This is a genomic window from Leptospira neocaledonica (genome assembly GCF_002812205.1).
GTDB lineage: Bacteria > Spirochaetota > Leptospiria > Leptospirales > Leptospiraceae > Leptospira_B > Leptospira_B neocaledonica.
Genome location: NZ_NPEA01000003.1, coordinates 149183 through 166749, shown reverse-complemented (window position 1 = coordinate 166749; position 17567 = coordinate 149183). Strand labels below are relative to the sequence as shown.

Annotated in this window: 19 protein-coding genes; 13 read left to right on the top strand and 6 right to left on the bottom strand. The window is 39.8% G+C overall.

The genetic code is table 11. The annotated features are described in order from the left end of the window. Positions 1–33: 33 nt before the first annotated feature. A complete protein-coding gene (fumC, locus tag CH365_RS05635; RefSeq protein ID WP_100767870.1) occupies positions 34–1428 on the top strand; it encodes a class II fumarate hydratase in 1395 nt (464 codons plus the stop codon). Between the two features lie 88 nt (positions 1429–1516). On the opposite strand, the gene loa22 is transcribed toward fumC, so the two are convergent. Continuing rightward, positions 1517–2077 (bottom strand): OmpA family outer membrane lipoprotein Loa22, encoded by a 561-nt coding sequence (loa22, locus tag CH365_RS05630; protein ID WP_100767625.1) that lies wholly within the window; start codon positions 2075–2077, stop codon positions 1517–1519. A gap of 148 nt (positions 2078–2225) precedes the next feature. Between loa22 and CH365_RS05625 the strand changes: the two genes are divergently transcribed. Genes CH365_RS05625 through CH365_RS05610 form a run of 4 tightly spaced genes read left to right on the top strand, consistent with a single transcriptional unit; the run spans position 2226 to position 4684 of the window. Further along, positions 2226–3164 carry an RluA family pseudouridine synthase gene (locus CH365_RS05625; RefSeq protein ID WP_100767624.1) on the top strand — a complete coding sequence of 313 codons (939 nt, stop codon included), beginning with the start codon at positions 2226–2228 and terminating at the stop codon, positions 3162–3164. 33 nt (positions 3165–3197) lie between these two features. Beyond that, positions 3198–3539 (top strand): YkvA family protein, encoded by a 342-nt coding sequence (locus tag CH365_RS05620; protein WP_100767623.1) that lies wholly within the window; start codon positions 3198–3200, stop codon positions 3537–3539. Positions 3540–3551: 12 nt separating this feature from the next. After that, positions 3552–4367: an inositol monophosphatase family protein gene (locus tag CH365_RS05615; protein ID WP_100767622.1), complete on the top strand. Its 816-nt coding sequence runs from the start codon at positions 3552–3554 to the stop codon at positions 4365–4367. Continuing rightward, entirely contained in the window at positions 4364–4684 is a 321-nt protein-coding gene (locus CH365_RS05610; protein WP_100767621.1) for a DMT family transporter, read from the top strand. Before CH365_RS05615 ends, CH365_RS05610 begins: the two co-directional genes overlap by 4 nt. A 3-nt stretch (positions 4685–4687) precedes the next feature. On the opposite strand, the gene CH365_RS05605 is transcribed toward CH365_RS05610, so the two are convergent. Genes CH365_RS05605 through CH365_RS05590 form a run of 4 tightly spaced genes read right to left on the bottom strand, consistent with a single transcriptional unit; the run spans position 4688 to position 9138 of the window. Then, positions 4688–5983 (bottom strand): glycosyltransferase family 4 protein, encoded by a 1296-nt coding sequence (locus CH365_RS05605; RefSeq protein WP_100767620.1) that lies wholly within the window; start codon positions 5981–5983, stop codon positions 4688–4690. After that, a complete protein-coding gene (locus CH365_RS05600) occupies positions 5967–7040 on the bottom strand; it encodes a glycosyltransferase family 4 protein (RefSeq protein ID WP_100767869.1) in 1074 nt (357 codons plus the stop codon). The genes CH365_RS05605 and CH365_RS05600 overlap by 17 nt, the downstream gene beginning before the upstream one ends. Further along, on the bottom strand, positions 7037–8137 hold the full coding sequence (locus CH365_RS05595; RefSeq protein ID WP_100767619.1) for a glycosyltransferase: 1101 nt from the start codon (positions 8135–8137) through the stop codon (positions 7037–7039). The genes CH365_RS05600 and CH365_RS05595 overlap by 4 nt, the downstream gene beginning before the upstream one ends. Then, positions 8134–9138 carry an LIC_10202 family protein gene (locus CH365_RS05590; RefSeq protein WP_100767618.1) on the bottom strand — a complete coding sequence of 335 codons (1005 nt, stop codon included), beginning with the start codon at positions 9136–9138 and terminating at the stop codon, positions 8134–8136. The genes CH365_RS05595 and CH365_RS05590 overlap by 4 nt, the downstream gene beginning before the upstream one ends. Before the next feature lie 81 nt (positions 9139–9219). Here CH365_RS05590 and CH365_RS05585 point away from each other — a divergent pair, with 81 nt between their 5' ends. After that, entirely contained in the window at positions 9220–10164 is a 945-nt protein-coding gene (locus CH365_RS05585) for a GDP-mannose 4,6-dehydratase (protein WP_100767617.1), read from the top strand. On the opposite strand, the gene CH365_RS05580 is transcribed toward CH365_RS05585, so the two are convergent. Next, complete coding sequence (locus tag CH365_RS05580; RefSeq protein ID WP_100767616.1) at positions 10161–10886, bottom strand: SanA/YdcF family protein; 726 nt, start codon at positions 10884–10886, stop codon at positions 10161–10163. The two genes, CH365_RS05585 and CH365_RS05580, sit on opposite strands and share 4 nt — an antisense overlap. A gap of 186 nt (positions 10887–11072) precedes the next feature. Here CH365_RS05580 and CH365_RS05575 point away from each other — a divergent pair, with 186 nt between their 5' ends. The 7 genes from CH365_RS05575 to CH365_RS20140 all read left to right on the top strand — a co-directional run bounded on the left by CH365_RS05575 (position 11073) and on the right by CH365_RS20140 (position 17484). Next, complete coding sequence (locus CH365_RS05575; protein WP_100708488.1) at positions 11073–11651, top strand: Spy/CpxP family protein refolding chaperone; 579 nt, start codon at positions 11073–11075, stop codon at positions 11649–11651. A 10-nt stretch (positions 11652–11661) separates the two neighbouring features. After that, positions 11662–12174, top strand: coding sequence for an RNA polymerase sigma factor (locus CH365_RS05570; RefSeq protein WP_100767615.1), 513 nt, complete (start codon positions 11662–11664; stop codon positions 12172–12174). Positions 12175–12186: 12 nt separating this feature from the next. Beyond that, complete coding sequence (locus CH365_RS05565) at positions 12187–12570, top strand: hypothetical protein (RefSeq protein WP_100767614.1); 384 nt, start codon at positions 12187–12189, stop codon at positions 12568–12570. Between the two features lie 118 nt (positions 12571–12688). Continuing rightward, positions 12689–14059: a cytochrome P450 gene (locus CH365_RS05560; protein WP_100767613.1), complete on the top strand. Its 1371-nt coding sequence runs from the start codon at positions 12689–12691 to the stop codon at positions 14057–14059. A gap of 46 nt (positions 14060–14105) precedes the next feature. After that, positions 14106–15083, top strand: a complete 978-nt coding sequence (locus tag CH365_RS05555) for a M23 family metallopeptidase (protein WP_100767612.1) — start codon at positions 14106–14108, stop codon at positions 15081–15083. Between the two features lie 16 nt (positions 15084–15099). After that, entirely contained in the window at positions 15100–17187 is a 2088-nt protein-coding gene (gene ligA, locus CH365_RS05550; RefSeq protein ID WP_279627747.1) for an NAD-dependent DNA ligase LigA, read from the top strand. 108 nt (positions 17188–17295) lie between these two features. Further along, positions 17296–17484 carry a cysteine-rich CWC family protein gene (locus CH365_RS20140; RefSeq protein ID WP_100767611.1) on the top strand — a complete coding sequence of 63 codons (189 nt, stop codon included), beginning with the start codon at positions 17296–17298 and terminating at the stop codon, positions 17482–17484. Positions 17485–17567: the final 83 nt, after the last annotated feature.

Here is a 17567-nt window from a genome sequence, read left to right as displayed (position 1 = left end):
CCGATCAATTTACTACTATTGAACGGAGGATTCATGAAAACTAGAATCGAAACCGACTCCATGGGAGAAATCCAGGTAGACGATTCCAAATACTGGGGCGCTCAAACCGAAAGGTCTCTTCATCACTTTCATATCGGGAACGATCGTTTCCCAAGGGAAATGATTCGTGCTCTTGGAGTTCTTAAAAAATCAGCAGCAATCGTAAACGCTCAGCTTGGTCTTTTGACCGAAGAGAAAAAAAATCTGATCGTTCAAGCTGCTGACGAAGTGATCTCCGGAAAATTGGACGAACATTTTCCTCTAAGCGTTTGGCAAACGGGTTCCGGAACACAAACCAATATGAACTCCAACGAAGTAATCTCCAATCGTGCGATTGAGATTGCAGGCGGGACAAAAGGTTCTAAAAAACCTGTACATCCAAATGATGATGTAAATAAGGCTCAATCTTCTAATGATACTTTTCCAACTGCAATGCATATTGCTGCTGCAGAACAATTAGTGAATAAACTTTTGCCTGCATTAGAACAATTGAAAAATACTCTAAAGAAGAAATCTGATGAGTTCAAAGATATTATCAAGATCGGAAGAACTCACTTGCAGGACGCGACTCCTTTAACTCTTGGTCAAGAATTCTCCGGTTACGTAAAACAATTAGAGTACAATATTGAAAGAGTGAAGTCAGTTCTTCCTTCCGTATACAGATTGGCTTTAGGTGGAACTGCAGTCGGAACTGGGTTGAACACTCATCCTGAATTTGCAGTAAAAGCTGCGGCTCAGATCGCTAAAGAAACTGGACTTCCTTTCACTTCTGCAGAGAATAAATTTGAGGCATTAGCGGCTCACGATTCTTTGGTAGAAACTCATGGAGTTTTAAAAACAATCGCTGCTTCTTTTATGAAGATTGCAAACGACGTGAGATGGTTGTCTTCCGGTCCTAGATGCGGGATCGGTGAGATCTCTATTCCGGAGAATGAGCCTGGCTCTTCCATCATGCCTGGAAAAGTAAATCCTACTCAGTCAGAACAAATGACTATGGTTGCTTCTCAAGTGATCGCTAACGATGTTGCCGTGAATATTGGCGGAGCCTCCGGAAACTTCGAATTGAATGTTTTCAAACCTCTGATTATTCATAATGTTTTGAATTCGATTCGTCTATTGGCAGACTCAGCAGTTTCTTTCGAAGAACATTGCGCGAGAGGAATAGAGCCGAATAAGGAAAATATCAAAGAACATCTGAAGAACAGTTTGATGCTTGTGACTGCGTTAAATCCGCATATCGGTTATGATAATGCTGCTAAGATTGCAAAGAATGCTCACAAAAAAGGAACTAGTCTGAAAGAGTCCGGGATTGAACTTGGCTTATTGACTTCAGAACAATTCGACCAATGGGTTCTTCCTGAAAAAATGATCTCTCCAAGCGTTGATTGATAAAAGCCTAAAGATTCCTAAAGCTCTGAGGGCATAAAAAAGGCAGTGTGTAAACACTGCCTTTTTTGTCGGATCGAAACCCTACTGATTATTGTTGTTGAGCAAATTTGAAGGTTACTCTACGGTTTTTAGGATCTTTTGCATCCAATCCGGAAACTGGAGAAGAAGAACCTGCGCTCTTAGTAACGATACGATTTGCAGGAATTCCTTGTTTAACTAAGGATTGTTTAACCGCTTTTGCACGAATTTCTCCGTAGAAAACGTTTCCTTTTTTATCGCCTTCTGCTTCTTCAGGTCCTACTTGGTCAGTGTGACCAGTGATCTCTAATACCCAAGAATCAGGAAGTTTAGAAATTCCATCTTTAAGAACGGAAATATTAACTTTTGCCCACTCGCTGAAATCTCCCGCGCTAACATCAGCTTTTTTGTAGCTGAATCCTGGACGAGTGATCCCGTCTGGATAGCGGAAGTCTTTAATTTGATTATTGAAAGCGTCTGCAGGAGAGTCTACGTTGACGTTACGAGAAGCTGCGGAATTTTGTTCTCCAGGCTCAGGAGCCGCTTGGTCTTTGTTGTCTGCAGAAGAGCAAAGAGCTAAGGAAAAAACCGTTGCACCGATGAGCAGGATATTGAGAATTTTTTTTACCATGTTGTATTCCTTCCTTGATTAGGGTAGGGGTTTATTTCGATGAATTTATCCAAAATATACCTATTCTCGCAAAATGGGAAATCTTTTTTAGACCTCTGTGCGAAAGGGATACGTTTTCGCCGCTTACATATTTCTTAGGAGAACTATTATGAATCTGGAACTTCATGCCGAAGTTAACGCTGACTCTGATGGATCCAGACTCGATCGATTTTTAAAGGACTTTCTGGGAGACGAAATATCCAGAGCTTCCATTCAACATTGGATCGATTCCGGTTGGGTCAAAGATGGAAATGGAAAAATACTCCTTAAATCTTCTTATAAAGTAAGCCCTGGAGAAAACTTCCTTATCTCAGTTCCACCTAAACCTCCATTGAACTTAACGCCAGTAAAAATGGAGATCGAAGTTTTAAAGGAAACTCCTCATTATCTGATCATTCGTAAACCGGCAGGCATTGCATCACATAGCGGGCCAGGAGATAGATCCGCTACCTTGGTTAACGGATTACTCTACAAATTTAAGGAGCTTTCGAGTGTCGGCGGAGAAGCAAGGCCTGGTATCGTGCATCGTTTGGACAAACCCACGGAAGGGATTATGATCGTCGCAAAGAATGATCAAGCGCATGCAAAACTTTCCGAGTTGTTTAGAAGAAGGGACATTACCAAGAAATATCTTGCCTGGGTCCAGGGCACACTTCCGGAAGGAGAAGGCACAATAGATAGACCGATCGGAAGACATCCGGTAGAAAGATTAAAGATGACTGTGACTCCTAAAGGAAGAGCCTCTGTCACTCACTATAGGATCTTAAAAACTGCGGTTTCTAAAAACGGCAGAAAGTTCTCTCTCATCGAAGCTGATTTGGAAACAGGAAGGACTCACCAGATCCGGGTTCATTTTCAGAGCCTTAGATGTCCTGTGGTTGGAGATCTTCTTTATTCCAGAAACGCTGCACTTTTTGAGAACTACGGACTTTTACTCCTTTCTTATTTGTTAGAATTCAAGGATCCTTTTACGGGAGAAGAAGTGCAGATCGTTCTGGATCCTCCCCAAAGGTTCGAAAATTTCGAAAGTAATTTGGAGAATTTTTGATCTTATTCAGATCTTATAGAATAAGTAGCACTTATGGAAGAAGATAAAATAGAAAAGATCAAACAGGGTTTCTGGCCTAAGGTAAAGAAGGTCGCAGGAAAGGTTCCTTTCCTTGCGGATGCAATCTCTTTGTATTATGCGATGTTGGATCCTTCTACTCCCCTGAAAGCAAAACTTACGATCGCGGGCGCACTTGCTTATTTTCTTACACCTTTTGATGCGATCCCGGATATTTTATTTGGAGCAGGTTATATAGACGATGCAGGAGTCGTCGCCGCTGTTTTAGCAGCTGCTTCTATGTACGTAAAAGAAGAACATAAGAAGAAGGCCGCGGATTTTTTAGATTCCAATCCTAAGGGTACCCTGGAGAATTGAAAAACTTCTCCAATGAGCTACCAAAACGAAATCAAGATAAGATACCAACATTTCCTCAACTTCGTCCCAACAATCTCTGAGTTCCTGAAAAAAACTCACGAAAGAGAAGATCTGCAAATCTCCTTTAAGGGAAGTATAGAGTCCGACCTAGTAACGATCGCAGATAAAGGTTCCGAAGAATTGATCGTCTCCGAGATCAGAAAAGCATTCCCGAGCGACCATATCTTAGGAGAAGAAGGAAGTAACTACGAAGGAAGTTCTCAATTCAAATGGATTATAGATCCCTTGGATGGAACTGTAAATTATTCTCATCGTATTCCTCTATATTGCTGTTGTATCGGATTAGAAGATCAGGAAAAAAAATCAGCAGTCATGGGAATTGTTCCAATGCCTGCACTCGGACATGTATATCATGCGATGTTGGGAGAAGGTGCCTTCAAAGATAAAACTTCCATCAAAGTCACTCAAACCAAAGAAATCAAAAAAGCACTTTTATGCACCGGATTTCCTTATGACAGAGAAGAGAAGATAGAACAACTCATGTTCAATCTGAAAAAATTTATCTTAAGATCTAGAGGTGTAAGAAGGACAGGTTCCGCCGGTCTGGATGTTTGTTGGGTGGCCGAAGGCAAGTTTGACGCATTCTGGGAAGAAGATCTAAAACCTTGGGACATGACTGCTGCTGCGGCAATACTTCAAGAAGCCGGCGGAAAATTAAGTACTTATGCCAACAATACATTTCATCCGTACGTGACCAGTTTGATTGCGTCTAACGGAGTATTGCATGAAAAAATGGTAGAGATCTTACAGGAGTTTTTAGATATATGAGTTGGGTTTTATTGGTGTTTGCCGGACTATTCGAAGTCGGTTTTACTACTTGTATGAAATTATCCGACGGCTTTAAGGACTGGAGATACGGGCTTGGATTTTTAGTGTTTGCTATTTTGAGTTTTTACTTTTTGAACAAAGCAACTCAGAATATTTCTCTTGGAACTGCGTATGCTGTATGGACAGGGATCGGCGCAGCAGGGACTGTGATTATCGGAATTCTGTCCTTTGGAGATTCTATCAATACTTGGAGGATATTTTTCCTTTCCACTTTGATATTATCCGTGATCGGCTTAAAGTTTTTAGGCGGGGACTAAATCCTATTCAGAATATCTTCTTCTGATACATCTTTCTACGATATGGGCGATCTTTTTTTCCACGATATCAGGATTGAAGTTCGCTTGAACGTATCTTTTACCGTTCAGACCCATTTCTTCTCTTTCTCTTCCGTGATTTACTAAATATTCTGCGACCGCGCAAAAGCTGTCTAAGTCGGAATAATATAAACCGCCGTTACTTCTCAAACAATGACCTCTTAGAACGTCCGATTTTCCGTTGACTAAGACTACTTTTTTACGGATCCAAGCTTCCATAATAATAATCGAAAAACTTTCCATAGGAGAAGGATTGATAAGTATATCGGAAGAACGAATTATCTCGTCCTTGGCTTCTTCGCTTACAAAACCTAGAGGAGATACATGAGAAAATTTTGATATTCTTTGTAAAAGTTTGGAATCCCCCCTTCCAGCCAGGAGCAATTTATCATTACGGCCGCTTCTTTTTTGCCAATCGGAAAAGTATTGCGCCATCTCCAGCACACCTTTTCCTTCGTCTATCCTTCCCACATACAAGAACTGAAAGGAGTCCTGGGGATTTTTTTTCTCAGAAGGTTTTTTATCCGTTTCTTCTGGAATGGCTAAATGCATTCCGATTACATTCCCAAGACTCGGCTCGTATCCGTACAATTTATGAAAGAGATCTTTTTCTTCGGGAGTATTAAAACAATATGCAGAGTCATCTTTGAAAAGATTCGAATATACTGATAATTTTGCAGGTGGTTCATCGTGCAATGTTGGAATTACTACAGATTTTTTTGCGACCAACGGAAGTCCATAAACCATCGGATAATACAGATAAGAAACGAACACGAATACATCGTAATCTCTTTCGTTTGTCTCAATGTATTGGATCAGATCCGGACAATAAGGACCTTGCATGTCTACCCAGATCCTTTCTTTTTCCTCTTGTGATCCTACACTTTTTCCTGATTCAGAATTTCGAAATAGTTTGTTCGAAAATTTGTTAAACTTGGAAATATTTCTTTCTTTATCAACAGAGAATCTAAGAACTCTGATTCGATTTCCCGGTTCAGGTTCGATCCATTCTCTGCTAACCTTCTTCTCTAAATCTTTTCCTAGAAGTACAGGTTCTAAATCTTTGATTGGGATCTGGTTTTTCCAAGTGATATAATCAAGTGAGCGGCTCGCGAGAACTGTAACTTCGTAAAACTTGGATAATATTAGAGTATATTGATAGATTAGTTTTTCGGAACCACCTGAAATATGATCCGAAAAAATAGGAGTAACAACGGCTAATCTTCTACGAGAGTCTAGCAAGAACAGGCCTCAATACAGTTTCTGCGTTGATCTGAGAGAAGGAAGAAAGTCGTTTTTGTTGGGTTTCTAAGATCAGATCTTTCCAATTTCGATCCGTCACCATTTTGTGGGCAAGTTCTACGATTATATCCATTCTCTTTTCTTTGAATAAGATTCCTGCGCCGGATAGAGTTTCACCTACTGCGCCTCCATCGAATGCAAGGATCGGAATATTATGAACCATCGCTTCCAATAACGGAACACAAAATCCTTCATGCTCGCTCATTGATAGGAAAAGATCACAGTTGAGATACATGGATCTTAATTCTTCGTCGGATAAAAAATCTGTGATGATCACATTCTTTCTCAATTTATAAAAATCGAGCATACGTTCCAATTCTTCTCTGTATAAATATAACTCTTTAGAACTGAATCCTACCATAAAAAGTTGGAACTCAGGACCGTAAGCCTTGAGATAATGGAATGCAAATCGGATCAAGTCATCCTGTTTTTTATTCGGGGCAATTCTTCCTACAAATAGGAAGCGGGGAATATTGGGTCGATTTTTCGGAAAATTTTCCTTAAGAGTTTGTCTGCCTTGGGGGAGCTGGTAGGTGATCGGAAGAACATCCACATCTTCAAAACCCAATTCCAAGAGTTCGGATTTATTGTATTCCGAAACTGCGAATACCTTATCAAATTTGTTTCGTAATGACTCTAATTCTTCTCTTCCTTTCCGAAGAAGGTAAGTAAGTTTCAGATCATATTTTTCGAAAAAATGGCCAGGCGTTACGTTATGGTATATTAAAATTTTTGAATTCTTGGGCTTTAATATCGTTTCCAAGACATCGGAATGGATAGAATGATGATAGATTAAAATATCTTTGTTATTGGAAGAATACGCCTTATACTTTTTTACCAAAGTATCCGTTCCAGGACCCGTATTTTCCGCATATATTTCAGAAGAATATCCTATTCTTTTGAAAACGGATTTTAAGGAATTCATTTCGTTAGAAATTGCATCCCCTAAATTGAAACCTGCGGCGAATTGATGTACTCCTCTTCTTCTGAAGATCATGAGGCCGCCGCTTCTTTAAATGTGAATATCTGTTTTAAAACTCTTCCGTAAGGCATGGAATCATAATCCATACAAACTTCTCTTCTTTTGGAAGAAGCATGAGGACCATCCACTGGGCGAACGGAAGATTGGGATTCTAAGATAAAATGGATCCACTCTGCTAATTTTTCCAAACTATTCAGATCTTTTTTTCGGAAAAGATATCCGGCATCTTTTAAAGTTTCCGGAACGGCAGTGCAAGCATAAGCGAAAACAGGAATATCATAACTCAATGCTTCTACAAGAGGTATGCCGAAACCTTCGTGCTCACTCATGCTGATATAAGCGTCCATCTCTTCCCAAAATCTGGGTAGCTCGGAATCTTGAACCCCCATTCTAAATTGAATGTTTCCTCCGACGCCGAGTTCTCTAGCCATTTGTTTTAAGTTCGTAAAATAATCTTCGAAAATACTGGGTACATTTCCGATCAGTAAAATCCTATATTTAGGTTCTATTCTTTTTAGGAAGTAAGAGAGGAATAGTATATCTTCTATCTTTTTGCTCGGGACTAATCTTCCGACATAGCCAAGAGTATAGCCGTTCTTACGATTTCGTTTTTCGCCCTTCCATCCATATTTTCTAACAATTGGAAGAACGCTGGAATTCACTATATTCAAATCTTCTAGATTGGATGCGCTGTATTTTGAGCTGGGAAGAAAACGTTCGGTGAATCTTTTTAATTTATGTAATTCTAATATGGATTTTTTATAATCCAATTCAAAACTTCTAAATATATCCTGAGAAACAAAAGGTTTAAAAAACTTAGGAGGGGTGATATTCTGGTAACGTACGAATTTTCTGCCGGGAAAAGAAAGAAAGGAATTTATCGGATAACCGGAACCGCCATACTCCAAAATATGCATGGAATTAGAGGACAAATTGTTCTCACTTTGAAGTTCTTCTGTTCGTAACGTATTAATAGAGCCGTCGCTCAGATCGGTTTGGCAGACAATCTCTGTCTTGATCCCGGAAGAATTTAAAACTTCCCTTAAACCTTTGATATCGTTCCCGATCCCGTCCTTATCTCTAAATTCGGAAATATGGAGATAGGCGTTCATTTTCTAAAACTAAACACCGAAAAGCCGTCTCCGGCTTTGGTATCCACTATATTCTTAAAACCTAATTTTTGTAAGAACTCTCTGAATGCTGACTCGCTGATCTGAGTCAAAAGGATCGGTTGAAATGGAGAGACCATTCTATTCGAATAATTGGAATATCTAAAGATGAATTCTGTACCGGTGGAAGTTTTAGAAGCCAGTGATTTGAAAAGTTTTTCTAAAACCCAATTCGGCAAAAGACAAAGGTTTGTATTGGAGATAATTTTAGAAGGAAGAGGAGACTCGGGAAGAACTTCCTCGAAAGAAAGAAGGGATACTGAATTCGTAATATGTTCTTTGATATAAGAATATTGGGACTTGTTCCAAGTGACTGCTTTGAATTCTATCTGAGCCTTTAAGAGTTGTTTGAGGAATTTTCCCCATTCAGGATTGATTGCAAGAACCGAGTCTCCAGGGTTTAGTCTGGAAAGAATGAGAGTCTCACTTTCTTCTAAGGTTTCTTCCTCGTATAAAAACTCATTAGACCAAACGAACTCGGGACTGATCTCTTTTTTAAGAGTATAATTTAATTCCACAAACTCGTTGTAAAACTTTTCGAATTTGCGTTTTAACTTTTCATGATCTCCTCTTAGTAGGATCAATTCATTCAAAACACTGTAGAATGCGCGGGTTCTGTTCTCGGAAAGTTTTTTGTCTAGGAAAGCATATAGCTCGATCAGTTTGATAAACAGCCAACGGATCGGACCGCGGATGTATTTAAATTTTGGATTAGTAAACTTAGGAGGGGAGATTCCTTTTTCGAATAAATGAGCAGTTTCTGCAGCATCAAATTCCCTATATCCTTCAGGGGACTGGGGAGAAAACTTCCAACGAGAAAGTCGTTCCAATTCTTCCTTGGAAACTGGCCTCCTGGCAAGCCTGGATTCTATTTCTTCCATGAGCTCGCGGACATTGACCGAGCTGTCCTTGATTTCTATAATATCTGAGGATCTTTCTTCCATGGGCGCCCGGACTTTTATTCGATTGTTTTTTTCTTATTCGACAAAACAATCGTATTTTTACTTCGATTTATCATAACAAACATGAAATACTTGGTCACAGGAGCAGAAGGTTTTGTTGGATCTTATCTGGTTCCAGAACTTACGCAAGAATCCGGGTCTGAACTTCTGGGCCTGGGAATGAATCCTAAAAATACCGAGTTTCCATTTCCTTATAAGGTTTGTGATATCAGGGATATCCAATCACTCCAACAAGTATTCGAGTCCTATTCCCCAGATGTATTATTCCATTTAGCAGGACAAACATTCGTTCCGAGATCCATCGAAAATCCTGAGGAAACATTACTTATCAATGTGGCGGGTACATTGAATATTTTAGAATGTTTTAAACGTTCCGGTAAAAAAATAAAACTAGTATATATATCTTCTTCGGAAGTGTACGGAAATATAAGGGAAGAACAACTTCCAGTTTCAGAAAACCTTCTTCCGAATCCTGTGAATCCGTACGCATCCTCCAAGCTTGCTGCAGAAACTTATTGCCTTCAATATTCCCGCTCTTATCAGAATATAGAAACTGTGATCGCAAGGCCCTTTAATCATATTGGAGTTGGGCAAAATCCGAACTTTGTAGTCCCGAATTTCTGCAAACAGGTATTGGACAATATTTCTAAAAACGCTTCTTCTGAAATTTTAGTCGGAGATCTGACTCCCACTCGTGACTTCTTACATGTAAGAGACGTAGTCAAAGCCTATCTTCTTTTAGCAAATAAAGGACAGAGTGGAGAAATTTATAATATATGTTCCGGAACCGAGACGCCGATCTCTCAAGTATTAAAATGGATTTTGGAATTTGCAGATTCCAAATTAGTTTCCAAACAGGATCCTACAAGACTAAGACCCGCAGAGATGAAAAGATCTTTGGGAAATAATTCCAAACTGAAATCTTTAGGATGGGCTGCCGGAATTTCCGTGAAGGACGCGGTTCGGGAAATTTTCGAACATATTCGAAAAACAGAATATTCTTCTTAGATTACGGAACCTTTCCAAGTTTTGACTCCGCTGCCTTCGATTGGGAATGGTTTGCCAAGATATTTGGGTGCGGTGTTCGTCAGATTCATATCGATCCAAGCCAAGGTTCTTGCAAAAAATTCTCTGAACCTGCTAGTAGGTCCGCTGATATAGATTCTTCTATCCGATTCATAAGATTGCAGATCCAATCCTATCTTTTTAGAAATGAATGCTGCCCTAGGTTGGTGAAATCTTTGGCTAACGAAGATCGCATCCTTCACTTGGAAAATTTCCTTTGCTCTTACTAAAGTGTCCAAGGTTCTAAATCCTGCGTGATCTACGAACACATCTTTTTCGCTCACTCCTCTTTCTAAAACGTATAATAGCATAGGTTTTACTTCGTTGTAGTAGCTGGTTCCGTTATCACCTGAGAGTAGAATTTTCCGGACCTTCCCCTGTTTATAAAGTTCTACTGCACAATCAAGACGGTCTTGCAAAACGGGAGAAGGGATTCCCTTGTAAACGGAAGCTCCCGGAACGATTGCAACAGTCGCAGGTTTGAGAGAACGATAATTTCCTGCATGGATACTTCTATTTTCGTAATCCCATTCGATAGAAAGATCTATGGAAGCAGGGATTCCAATGCAGATGGCGGCCGCGAGTAAAAGTGCGAGTCTTATCCTCCCCTTAGAAAAGGGAATGGGTGTTTTCTGGATTTCCTGGTTTTTTAGTCCGAAGTCCATAGTACTTTAAGGGGAGAATACGCTAAAGAAGCGGTTCTGGAAAAGGAATTTTCCCAAAAATCCGGGTTTTGTCCCAAATTATGTTCTCTTTAAAGAAGACCGGATTTCTTTTTTTCTCGGACCAAAAATTTCGATCGATATTTGGAAACGTGGCGGCTACCTTGGGGTCTTAGGATACACTAGGTTATGAACCGAGTAAGACTCATGAATCTCCTGAATTCATTCGTCAGAGTTGCTCTGGCCGGTGTGTTCCTCACGCCGGCGTATCTTTTCTCTGAAGATACCAAAACTAGTTTTCATACTGCCCGACCTATTCGCACCATCTCCTTCTACCGTAATGAAAGAGCTGCCGGAGTAGTTTTCGGTGACCTAGATTCATTTAAAAATCGTTATATTCTTACAGACACACAACTCGAACGTATCGCTGAGCTGAACCGGAGATATAAAAACGAGCATGAAAGATGGCTTCGCAGACTTTCTCCGAAACAAGTCGAACTCGAACTGGTTCTCATGGATGAAAATCCTGATCTAGTCAAAGTTCGACTTCTCGTTAACGCGATTGCAAAGTATACATCCGAAATCCGGATGAATCAAATCGCGCATCGGCTCGCGATCGAAAGGGTTTTATCCTCTGAGCAAAAAAAGAGGGGAAAGGAAAGGGAATTAGTTACCCTACCCGAGGAGCATAGGGAAGCTCCAGGGTTCCCCTTGAATCTGTTTGTTCCCGAGAGAATAATTTTGCCTGTGCCGGGCATCCTGAGATAAGGAAACTAAAATGGACCAAAGAGAATTTGCCGGATTGATAGACAGTACGAAACATATCGTACTCTCCGCGATTAAAAAGAATTTATACGAAGAGTTTTACGATACCATCGATGATGTTGTCCAAGAAACTTATATCCGTGCTTATAAAAGTTTAGCAGCCAATAAGTTCAGAGGAGAATCTTCTCATAGTACTTGGTTATATACAATTGCAAGAAACGAATCCTTGAGAATGAACCAGAAGCGTATGCGCCAAGCAAACCTTGCGATGAAGTTGAAGGAAAAAGCCACTCAAGATTCTATTTTAAATCCAAGAGAAGAATATTCAGATTCTGGAATGGACATAGAACTAAAGGATCTGATCTCCAATCTACCTTGGAAATATAAGTCTGTGCTTGCATTAGTTTCCGAAGGATACAAAGAGCAACAGATTGCGGAGAAGTTGGGAATTCCGGAAGGAACTGTTAAGTCCCGATCTTTCCGGGGCAAACAAATGTTAAAGAAACTTTTTTTTCAAGAGACCTAGAGATTATCGGCAATGGAAGATAAAAACAGAGAAAAGTTAGACCAAGAGATTTTCCGTCGTTTGGAAAGTTACGAATGGAGCGACAATATTTCTGCAAAGATTATGAGAAGGAGAAAGATCGCTAGCTTTAAGCGATTTTTCATCTTCTCCTTTAGTGGATTGATTATCGTAGGTCTTGGTTTATCTTCCTTTTACTTTCAGCCGGAAGGTGAATCCGAATCCGGAGATTGGCAGGTCCTGATCGAGGAGCAGATCGAAGGAACCTTCGAGGAAGCTGAGACAAGTATGCAAACTCCTGATTTGAATCAGGAGGATACTAGTTCTTCTTCGAACGTACCTTCTTCTTCCTTAATGGATATGGACGCGTTGATCGAAACTTCTTTCGAACGTAGATAGGTTTTCGAAAATAAATAGAAACTCGGCTTGCTAATATAGCGGTTGTTACATAGAATTGCGGCAAGGATTGGTTGGGTGAAACTAATCCAAACGTCCATTTTGGACTAGGAGTACACTCTTGTTTTCCTTGCATGAACCGACCTCAGGTCGTACCAAAAAAAATAAGCCGAATCTTCCTCCTGGAGTTTTCGGGATCCGGGCCCTTCCTTACGTTTCCAAATTGGCAAAAGATCCGATCGGATTTTTTCAATTAATGCATTCCAAATTCGGAAAATCGGTTCGATTCGGTTTGAGACAGGTTACATTTCATTTAATCACTCAGCCTGAAGATATGAAAAGGGTCCTGCAGGAAAACAATCAGAACTATCATAAGGGAGTTTTTTATAAAGAACTCGGAAGAATTTTAGGCAAAGGATTGTTGAATAGCGAAGGAGAGTTTTGGAAAAAGCAGAGAAAGCTTATCCAACCTTCTTTTCATAAACAAAGGATCTCCGAATTTGTCGAGATCATGGCTCAGGAAACCCAAAAAACTTCCGAAAATTGGAAGAAAGTTTCCAGTCTGGACATTTCAAAAGAGATGATGCGACTAACGTTTGCGATCGTAGGAAGAACCTTATTCAGAACCGAAGTAGAAAGTTACGCCGCAAGAATAGAACATTCTTTAAAGATTGCGTTGGAGCTGGTCACTAAAAGGATCACTCGTATTTTTCCATTTCCTTTTAGCTGGCCTACTCCTGAAAATTTAAAACTCAAACGTGCCTTAAAAGATATGCATTCCGTAGTGGATGAGTTGATCGCAGAACGTAAAAAAAATCCTTCTAACGATTTGATCTCCATGCTTCTAGAAGTCAGGGACGAAGAAACCGGAGAAACTATGAGCGAAGCTCAGGTTAGAGACGAGGCAATCACACTTCTTCTTGCCGGACATGAAACTACTGCAAATGCATTGTCTTGGGGATTTTATCTTTTATCCAAACATCCTGAGATCTGTGAAAAAGTAAGGGAAGAAGCAACCAAAGTTTTAGGAGATAAAACTCCTAGTTTGGAAGACGTTCAAAAATTGACATACACTCGCAAAGTATTGGATGAGGTTTTGAGATTATATCCTCCTGCTTGGGTGATTGAACGAACTGCGATGGGTCCTGACCAAATTGGCGGTTATGATGTAGAGACCGGCACCAATATCTCCATTTGCATTTTTAATATTCATCGAAATCCTGATTTTTGGGAAAATCCTGACAAGTTTGATCCGGATCGTTTTGATGAAGAAAGATCTGTGGATAGGCCAAAGTATGCATATCTTCCTTTTGGAGGTGGGCCAAGGATTTGTATCGGTAATATTTTCGCATTAACGGAAGCCACACTGATCCTTGCTATGTTGGTCAAAAACTACAAATTCCAAACGGATCCGAATCATCCTGTAGTTATGGAACCTTTAGTCACATTAAGAGCGAAGTACGGAATTCTATTAAACATAGTTTCCACTTGACCCTATCTTTCCCGGCCGGAATCCTTCTACCAGAGGGATTTCGACCATGGAAAAGATGATAAAAAAACGCATCGACCAGGTAAAAGAAAAAGGTCACCAAAGGTTGACGGTTCTTTTAATCCCTCATGGATTCGATAAGTCCTTCCATTTTCAAATTTCTATCTTCACTATCTTCTTTTTAGTAGGATTATTATTTGCGATCGTAGGGATCGCGGTTTTAGGAATTGTTCGTTATAATAATACAAGGATCCAGATCAACGCACTCGCTTCCGTTTACGGAAAATATTTCGATGAGTATATCGAATACAGCGAAAAGTTAGGAGATATCCGAGATGATTTCGCAAGTCTGAACGAAAATTTGCAGGAAGTTCATTCTTTGATTGATGGCGAGTCGGATGAGTTGCTTAAACTTCCCGATGAATCAGACTCGGAGGACTTAGCTGCTACAGAATTAAAGGTAGAAGAAGCAGTGGATAAGGATCTCATGTTAGGTAGATCCTATCTCTCTGAAATTTATGGATATCGCGCAGTAAGAGTTTCCATGGAAAAGAACAAAGCTCTTGTCGACTCCGTATTTAACTTTTTAGACTCCAGATATGGAATTATGAATTCTCTCCCATTTGGAGAACCATTATTATCTTATAATTTAACTTCTTATTATGGAATGAGAAGGTCTCCTACTTTTGGATATATGGAATTCCATGACGGAGTGGACTTGGCGAATGTTCCAGGCACAGACATCACGGCTACCGGAGATGGAAGAGTTTATCGTGCCATTTATTCCAACAGAGGATACGGAAATCATATCGTGATAGCTCATGCAAATGGATATTACAGTTTATACGGCCACTGCACATCATTAAAAGTAAGAGAAGGTGAATATGTTCATAAAGGACAGAGGATCGCGACTGTGGGTGCCACAGGAAACGTAACAGGTCCTCACCTTCACTATGAAGTATGGATCGGAGAGTCGAACCGCACCGATCCTATGGATTATATGAAAGTAGGTTTCGGCCAATATTAATTTTATATAATCGACTATGCCTAAAAAAGTCCCGGCTAAAAAGACCTCCTCTAAAAAAGCGGAGCCAACCGAAACGTCTAAAAAGGCTTCCCTAGATCTCCCCAAAGATCCCAAGAAGGCGGAAAAGGAAATGCGCTCCTTAGAAGAGCAGATCCGCCATCATCAATATTTATATTACGTTAAGAACACCCCTAAGATATCTGATTACGATTTCGATCAGATGTTCAAGAGGCTCCAAGCTTTTGAAGAAGCATTCCCGAAATTAGCCGATCCTGCTAGCCCCACTTTAAGTGTTGGTTCCGATTTGGACAAAGATTTCGAGAAATACACTCACAAACTTCCGGTTCTTTCCTTGGAAAACACATATAACGAAGAAGAACTTATGGAATGGATCCAGAAAACGGGATCAGATGAGTTGTACTCAGTCGAATGGAAAATCGACGGTGCTTCCATCATGTTATATTATGAAAATGGAATTCTTGCTAACGGGGTAACCCGAGGCACAGGGGGGGTCGGGGATGATGTTACCGAAAATATTCGGACCATTCGATCTATTCCTCTCAGATTATCCGAGTCTGTTTCCATTTATTTAAGAGGAGAAGTTTATATGACTTTCTCCGACTTCGAAGAATTTAATGAAGCTTCTGAAGGAAGATATGCGAATCCTCGAAACTTGTCCTCGGGATCTTTGAAGCAGAAAAATTCTTCAGACGTAGCAAAACGACCTCTTAGAATATTTACATATGATGCATTTTTTCCAGGCTCTAAAGCAAAATTCAAAACTCACCAAGAGGTAATGAAGAAGGCAGAAGATCTGAAATTTCCTCTTCCACCAGATACTAAATTACTAAAAGGTTCTGAGATCCCTGCTGCGATCAAAGACTTTAAAAAGAAGAAAGAAAAAGTAGGATTTCCTACAGACGGATTAGTTATCAAACTAAACGATCTTTCTAAAAGAGAAGCCTTAGGTTATACATCTCATTCTCCTCGCTGGGCCCGCGCTTATAAATTCGATGCTTTGATGAAAGAAAGTAAGATCGTAGGTATCGATTATGCTGTAGGAAGAACAGGAAAGATCACTCCAAGAGCTGAAATCGAACCTATTAGTTTAGCTGGAACCACAGTTACATTTGCGACCTTGCATAACCAAGATTATATTGATGAGTTGGGAGTAGGGATTGGAGCAACTGTTAGGATTTCCAAAAGAGGAGAAATCATTCCTGCAGTAGAAGAAGTAGTCACTCCAGGAAAAGAAGTTTTTAAGATCCCCCTTCGTTGTCCTTGTTGCGGCACTAAGACTGAAAAGAAACAAGACTCTGTGGACTATTTCTGCCCGAATCCAGAATGTCCCGATCGAGTAAAGAACGGGATCATATTCTATTGTTCTCGTAAACAAATGGATATAGAAGGTCTGGGAGAGAAGCAGGTAGAATTTTTATACGATCAAAAGTATATCAAAGACATCGCAGATCTTTATTCTTTGAAGGCGCATAAAGAAAAGTTAATGGAAGAAGAAGGGTACGGAGAGAAAAGTGTATCCATCATTTTAAATGGGATCGAAGAATCCAAAAAGAAGGATTTTAGATTTGTACTTTCTTCCTTGGGATTAAGAGAAATAGGTCCCAAAGTTGCTGAACTTCTGACAGAGCATGGATATGATACGATCGATTCTATTATCTCCGCAGCTAAAAATCCTAAGAAGCTGGAAAATGTTTTAGAAATTCCGGGCATAGGACCATCTACAGTAGAAGCTATCCAAGAAAGTTTTACGGATAAAAGGATTCTTTCTCTTATTGATCGTTTGAAAAAAGCCGGCTTGAAGATGAAGGCAGATCCGATCGAAAAATCGGATAAACAACCTTTTGCGGGACAGACTTGGTGTGTGTCCGGTTCCTTTGAAAATTTCCAACCTAGAGATAAGGCAATGGATCTGGTCGTTTATTATGGCGGAAAAAAAGTTGGATCTATTTCTTCTAAAACAACTCACCTTTTGGCAGGACCTGGTGCAGGCTCTAAATTAGAAAAGGCAGAAGAGTTAGGAGTGCAAGTAGTCTCCGAAGATGAGTTTATAAAAATTCTAAATCAAAACGGAATTAAGATCTAAAAGATCTCTAATAAAATTATACGTCGCGTATAGTTTTATAAGCTTTTCTCTTTTTCTATCAATATCGCTAAAGGATTGAAAATTCTCCGCTTTCATTACTATAGAGCTATGCCCCAGAAGAAATGCCCTCAATGTTCTCGCGTTTTGGAATGCGGAGTGGACCAAGGAACTTGTTGGTGTTTTGATATTCGTTTAGATGGGGAAGTTTTAAAGAATATAAGAGAAATGTATGAAGACTGCTTATGTAAAGATTGTTTAACTCATTTTGAAACGAACGTAGTTAATCAAAATATTTGAATAGCGGCCGTATAATTTGTGAACAATCGTTCAACACATTTCAGTTTTTTTAATCTAAATAAAAATCGATTGAAGCATAGGTC

Bases quoted from the DNA above. Each gene is read 5' to 3' on its own strand.
- CH365_RS05620 (WP_100767623.1), top strand. From the start codon at position 3,198: ATGGAAGAAGATAAAATAGAAAAGATCAAACAGGGTTTCTGGCCTAAG.
- CH365_RS05590 (WP_100767618.1), bottom strand. From the start codon at position 9,138: ATGGAAGAAAGATCCTCAGATATTATAGAAATCAAGGACAGCTCGGTC.
- CH365_RS05585 (WP_100767617.1), top strand. From the start codon at position 9,220: ATGAAATACTTGGTCACAGGAGCAGAAGGTTTTGTTGGATCTTATCTG.
- CH365_RS05565 (WP_100767614.1), top strand. From the start codon at position 12,187: ATGGAAGATAAAAACAGAGAAAAGTTAGACCAAGAGATTTTCCGTCGT.
- CH365_RS05575 (WP_100708488.1), top strand. From the start codon at position 11,073: ATGAACCGAGTAAGACTCATGAATCTCCTGAATTCATTCGTCAGAGTT.
- CH365_RS05595 (WP_100767619.1), bottom strand. From the start codon at position 8,137: ATGAACGCCTATCTCCATATTTCCGAATTTAGAGATAAGGACGGGATC.
- fumC (WP_100767870.1), top strand. From the start codon at position 34: ATGAAAACTAGAATCGAAACCGACTCCATGGGAGAAATCCAGGTAGAC.
- CH365_RS05610 (WP_100767621.1), top strand. From the start codon at position 4,364: ATGAGTTGGGTTTTATTGGTGTTTGCCGGACTATTCGAAGTCGGTTTT.
- CH365_RS05625 (WP_100767624.1), top strand. From the start codon at position 2,226: ATGAATCTGGAACTTCATGCCGAAGTTAACGCTGACTCTGATGGATCC.
- CH365_RS05615 (WP_100767622.1), top strand. From the start codon at position 3,552: ATGAGCTACCAAAACGAAATCAAGATAAGATACCAACATTTCCTCAAC.
- ligA (WP_279627747.1), top strand. From the start codon at position 15,100: ATGCCTAAAAAAGTCCCGGCTAAAAAGACCTCCTCTAAAAAAGCGGAG.
- CH365_RS05580 (WP_100767616.1), bottom strand. From the start codon at position 10,886: ATGGACTTCGGACTAAAAAACCAGGAAATCCAGAAAACACCCATTCCC.
- CH365_RS05555 (WP_100767612.1), top strand. From the start codon at position 14,106: ATGGAAAAGATGATAAAAAAACGCATCGACCAGGTAAAAGAAAAAGGT.
- CH365_RS20140 (WP_100767611.1), top strand. From the start codon at position 17,296: ATGCCCCAGAAGAAATGCCCTCAATGTTCTCGCGTTTTGGAATGCGGA.
- CH365_RS05600 (WP_100767869.1), bottom strand. From the start codon at position 7,040: ATGATCTTCAGAAGAAGAGGAGTACATCAATTCGCCGCAGGTTTCAAT.
- CH365_RS05570 (WP_100767615.1), top strand. From the start codon at position 11,662: ATGGACCAAAGAGAATTTGCCGGATTGATAGACAGTACGAAACATATC.
- loa22 (WP_100767625.1), bottom strand. From the start codon at position 2,077: ATGGTAAAAAAAATTCTCAATATCCTGCTCATCGGTGCAACGGTTTTT.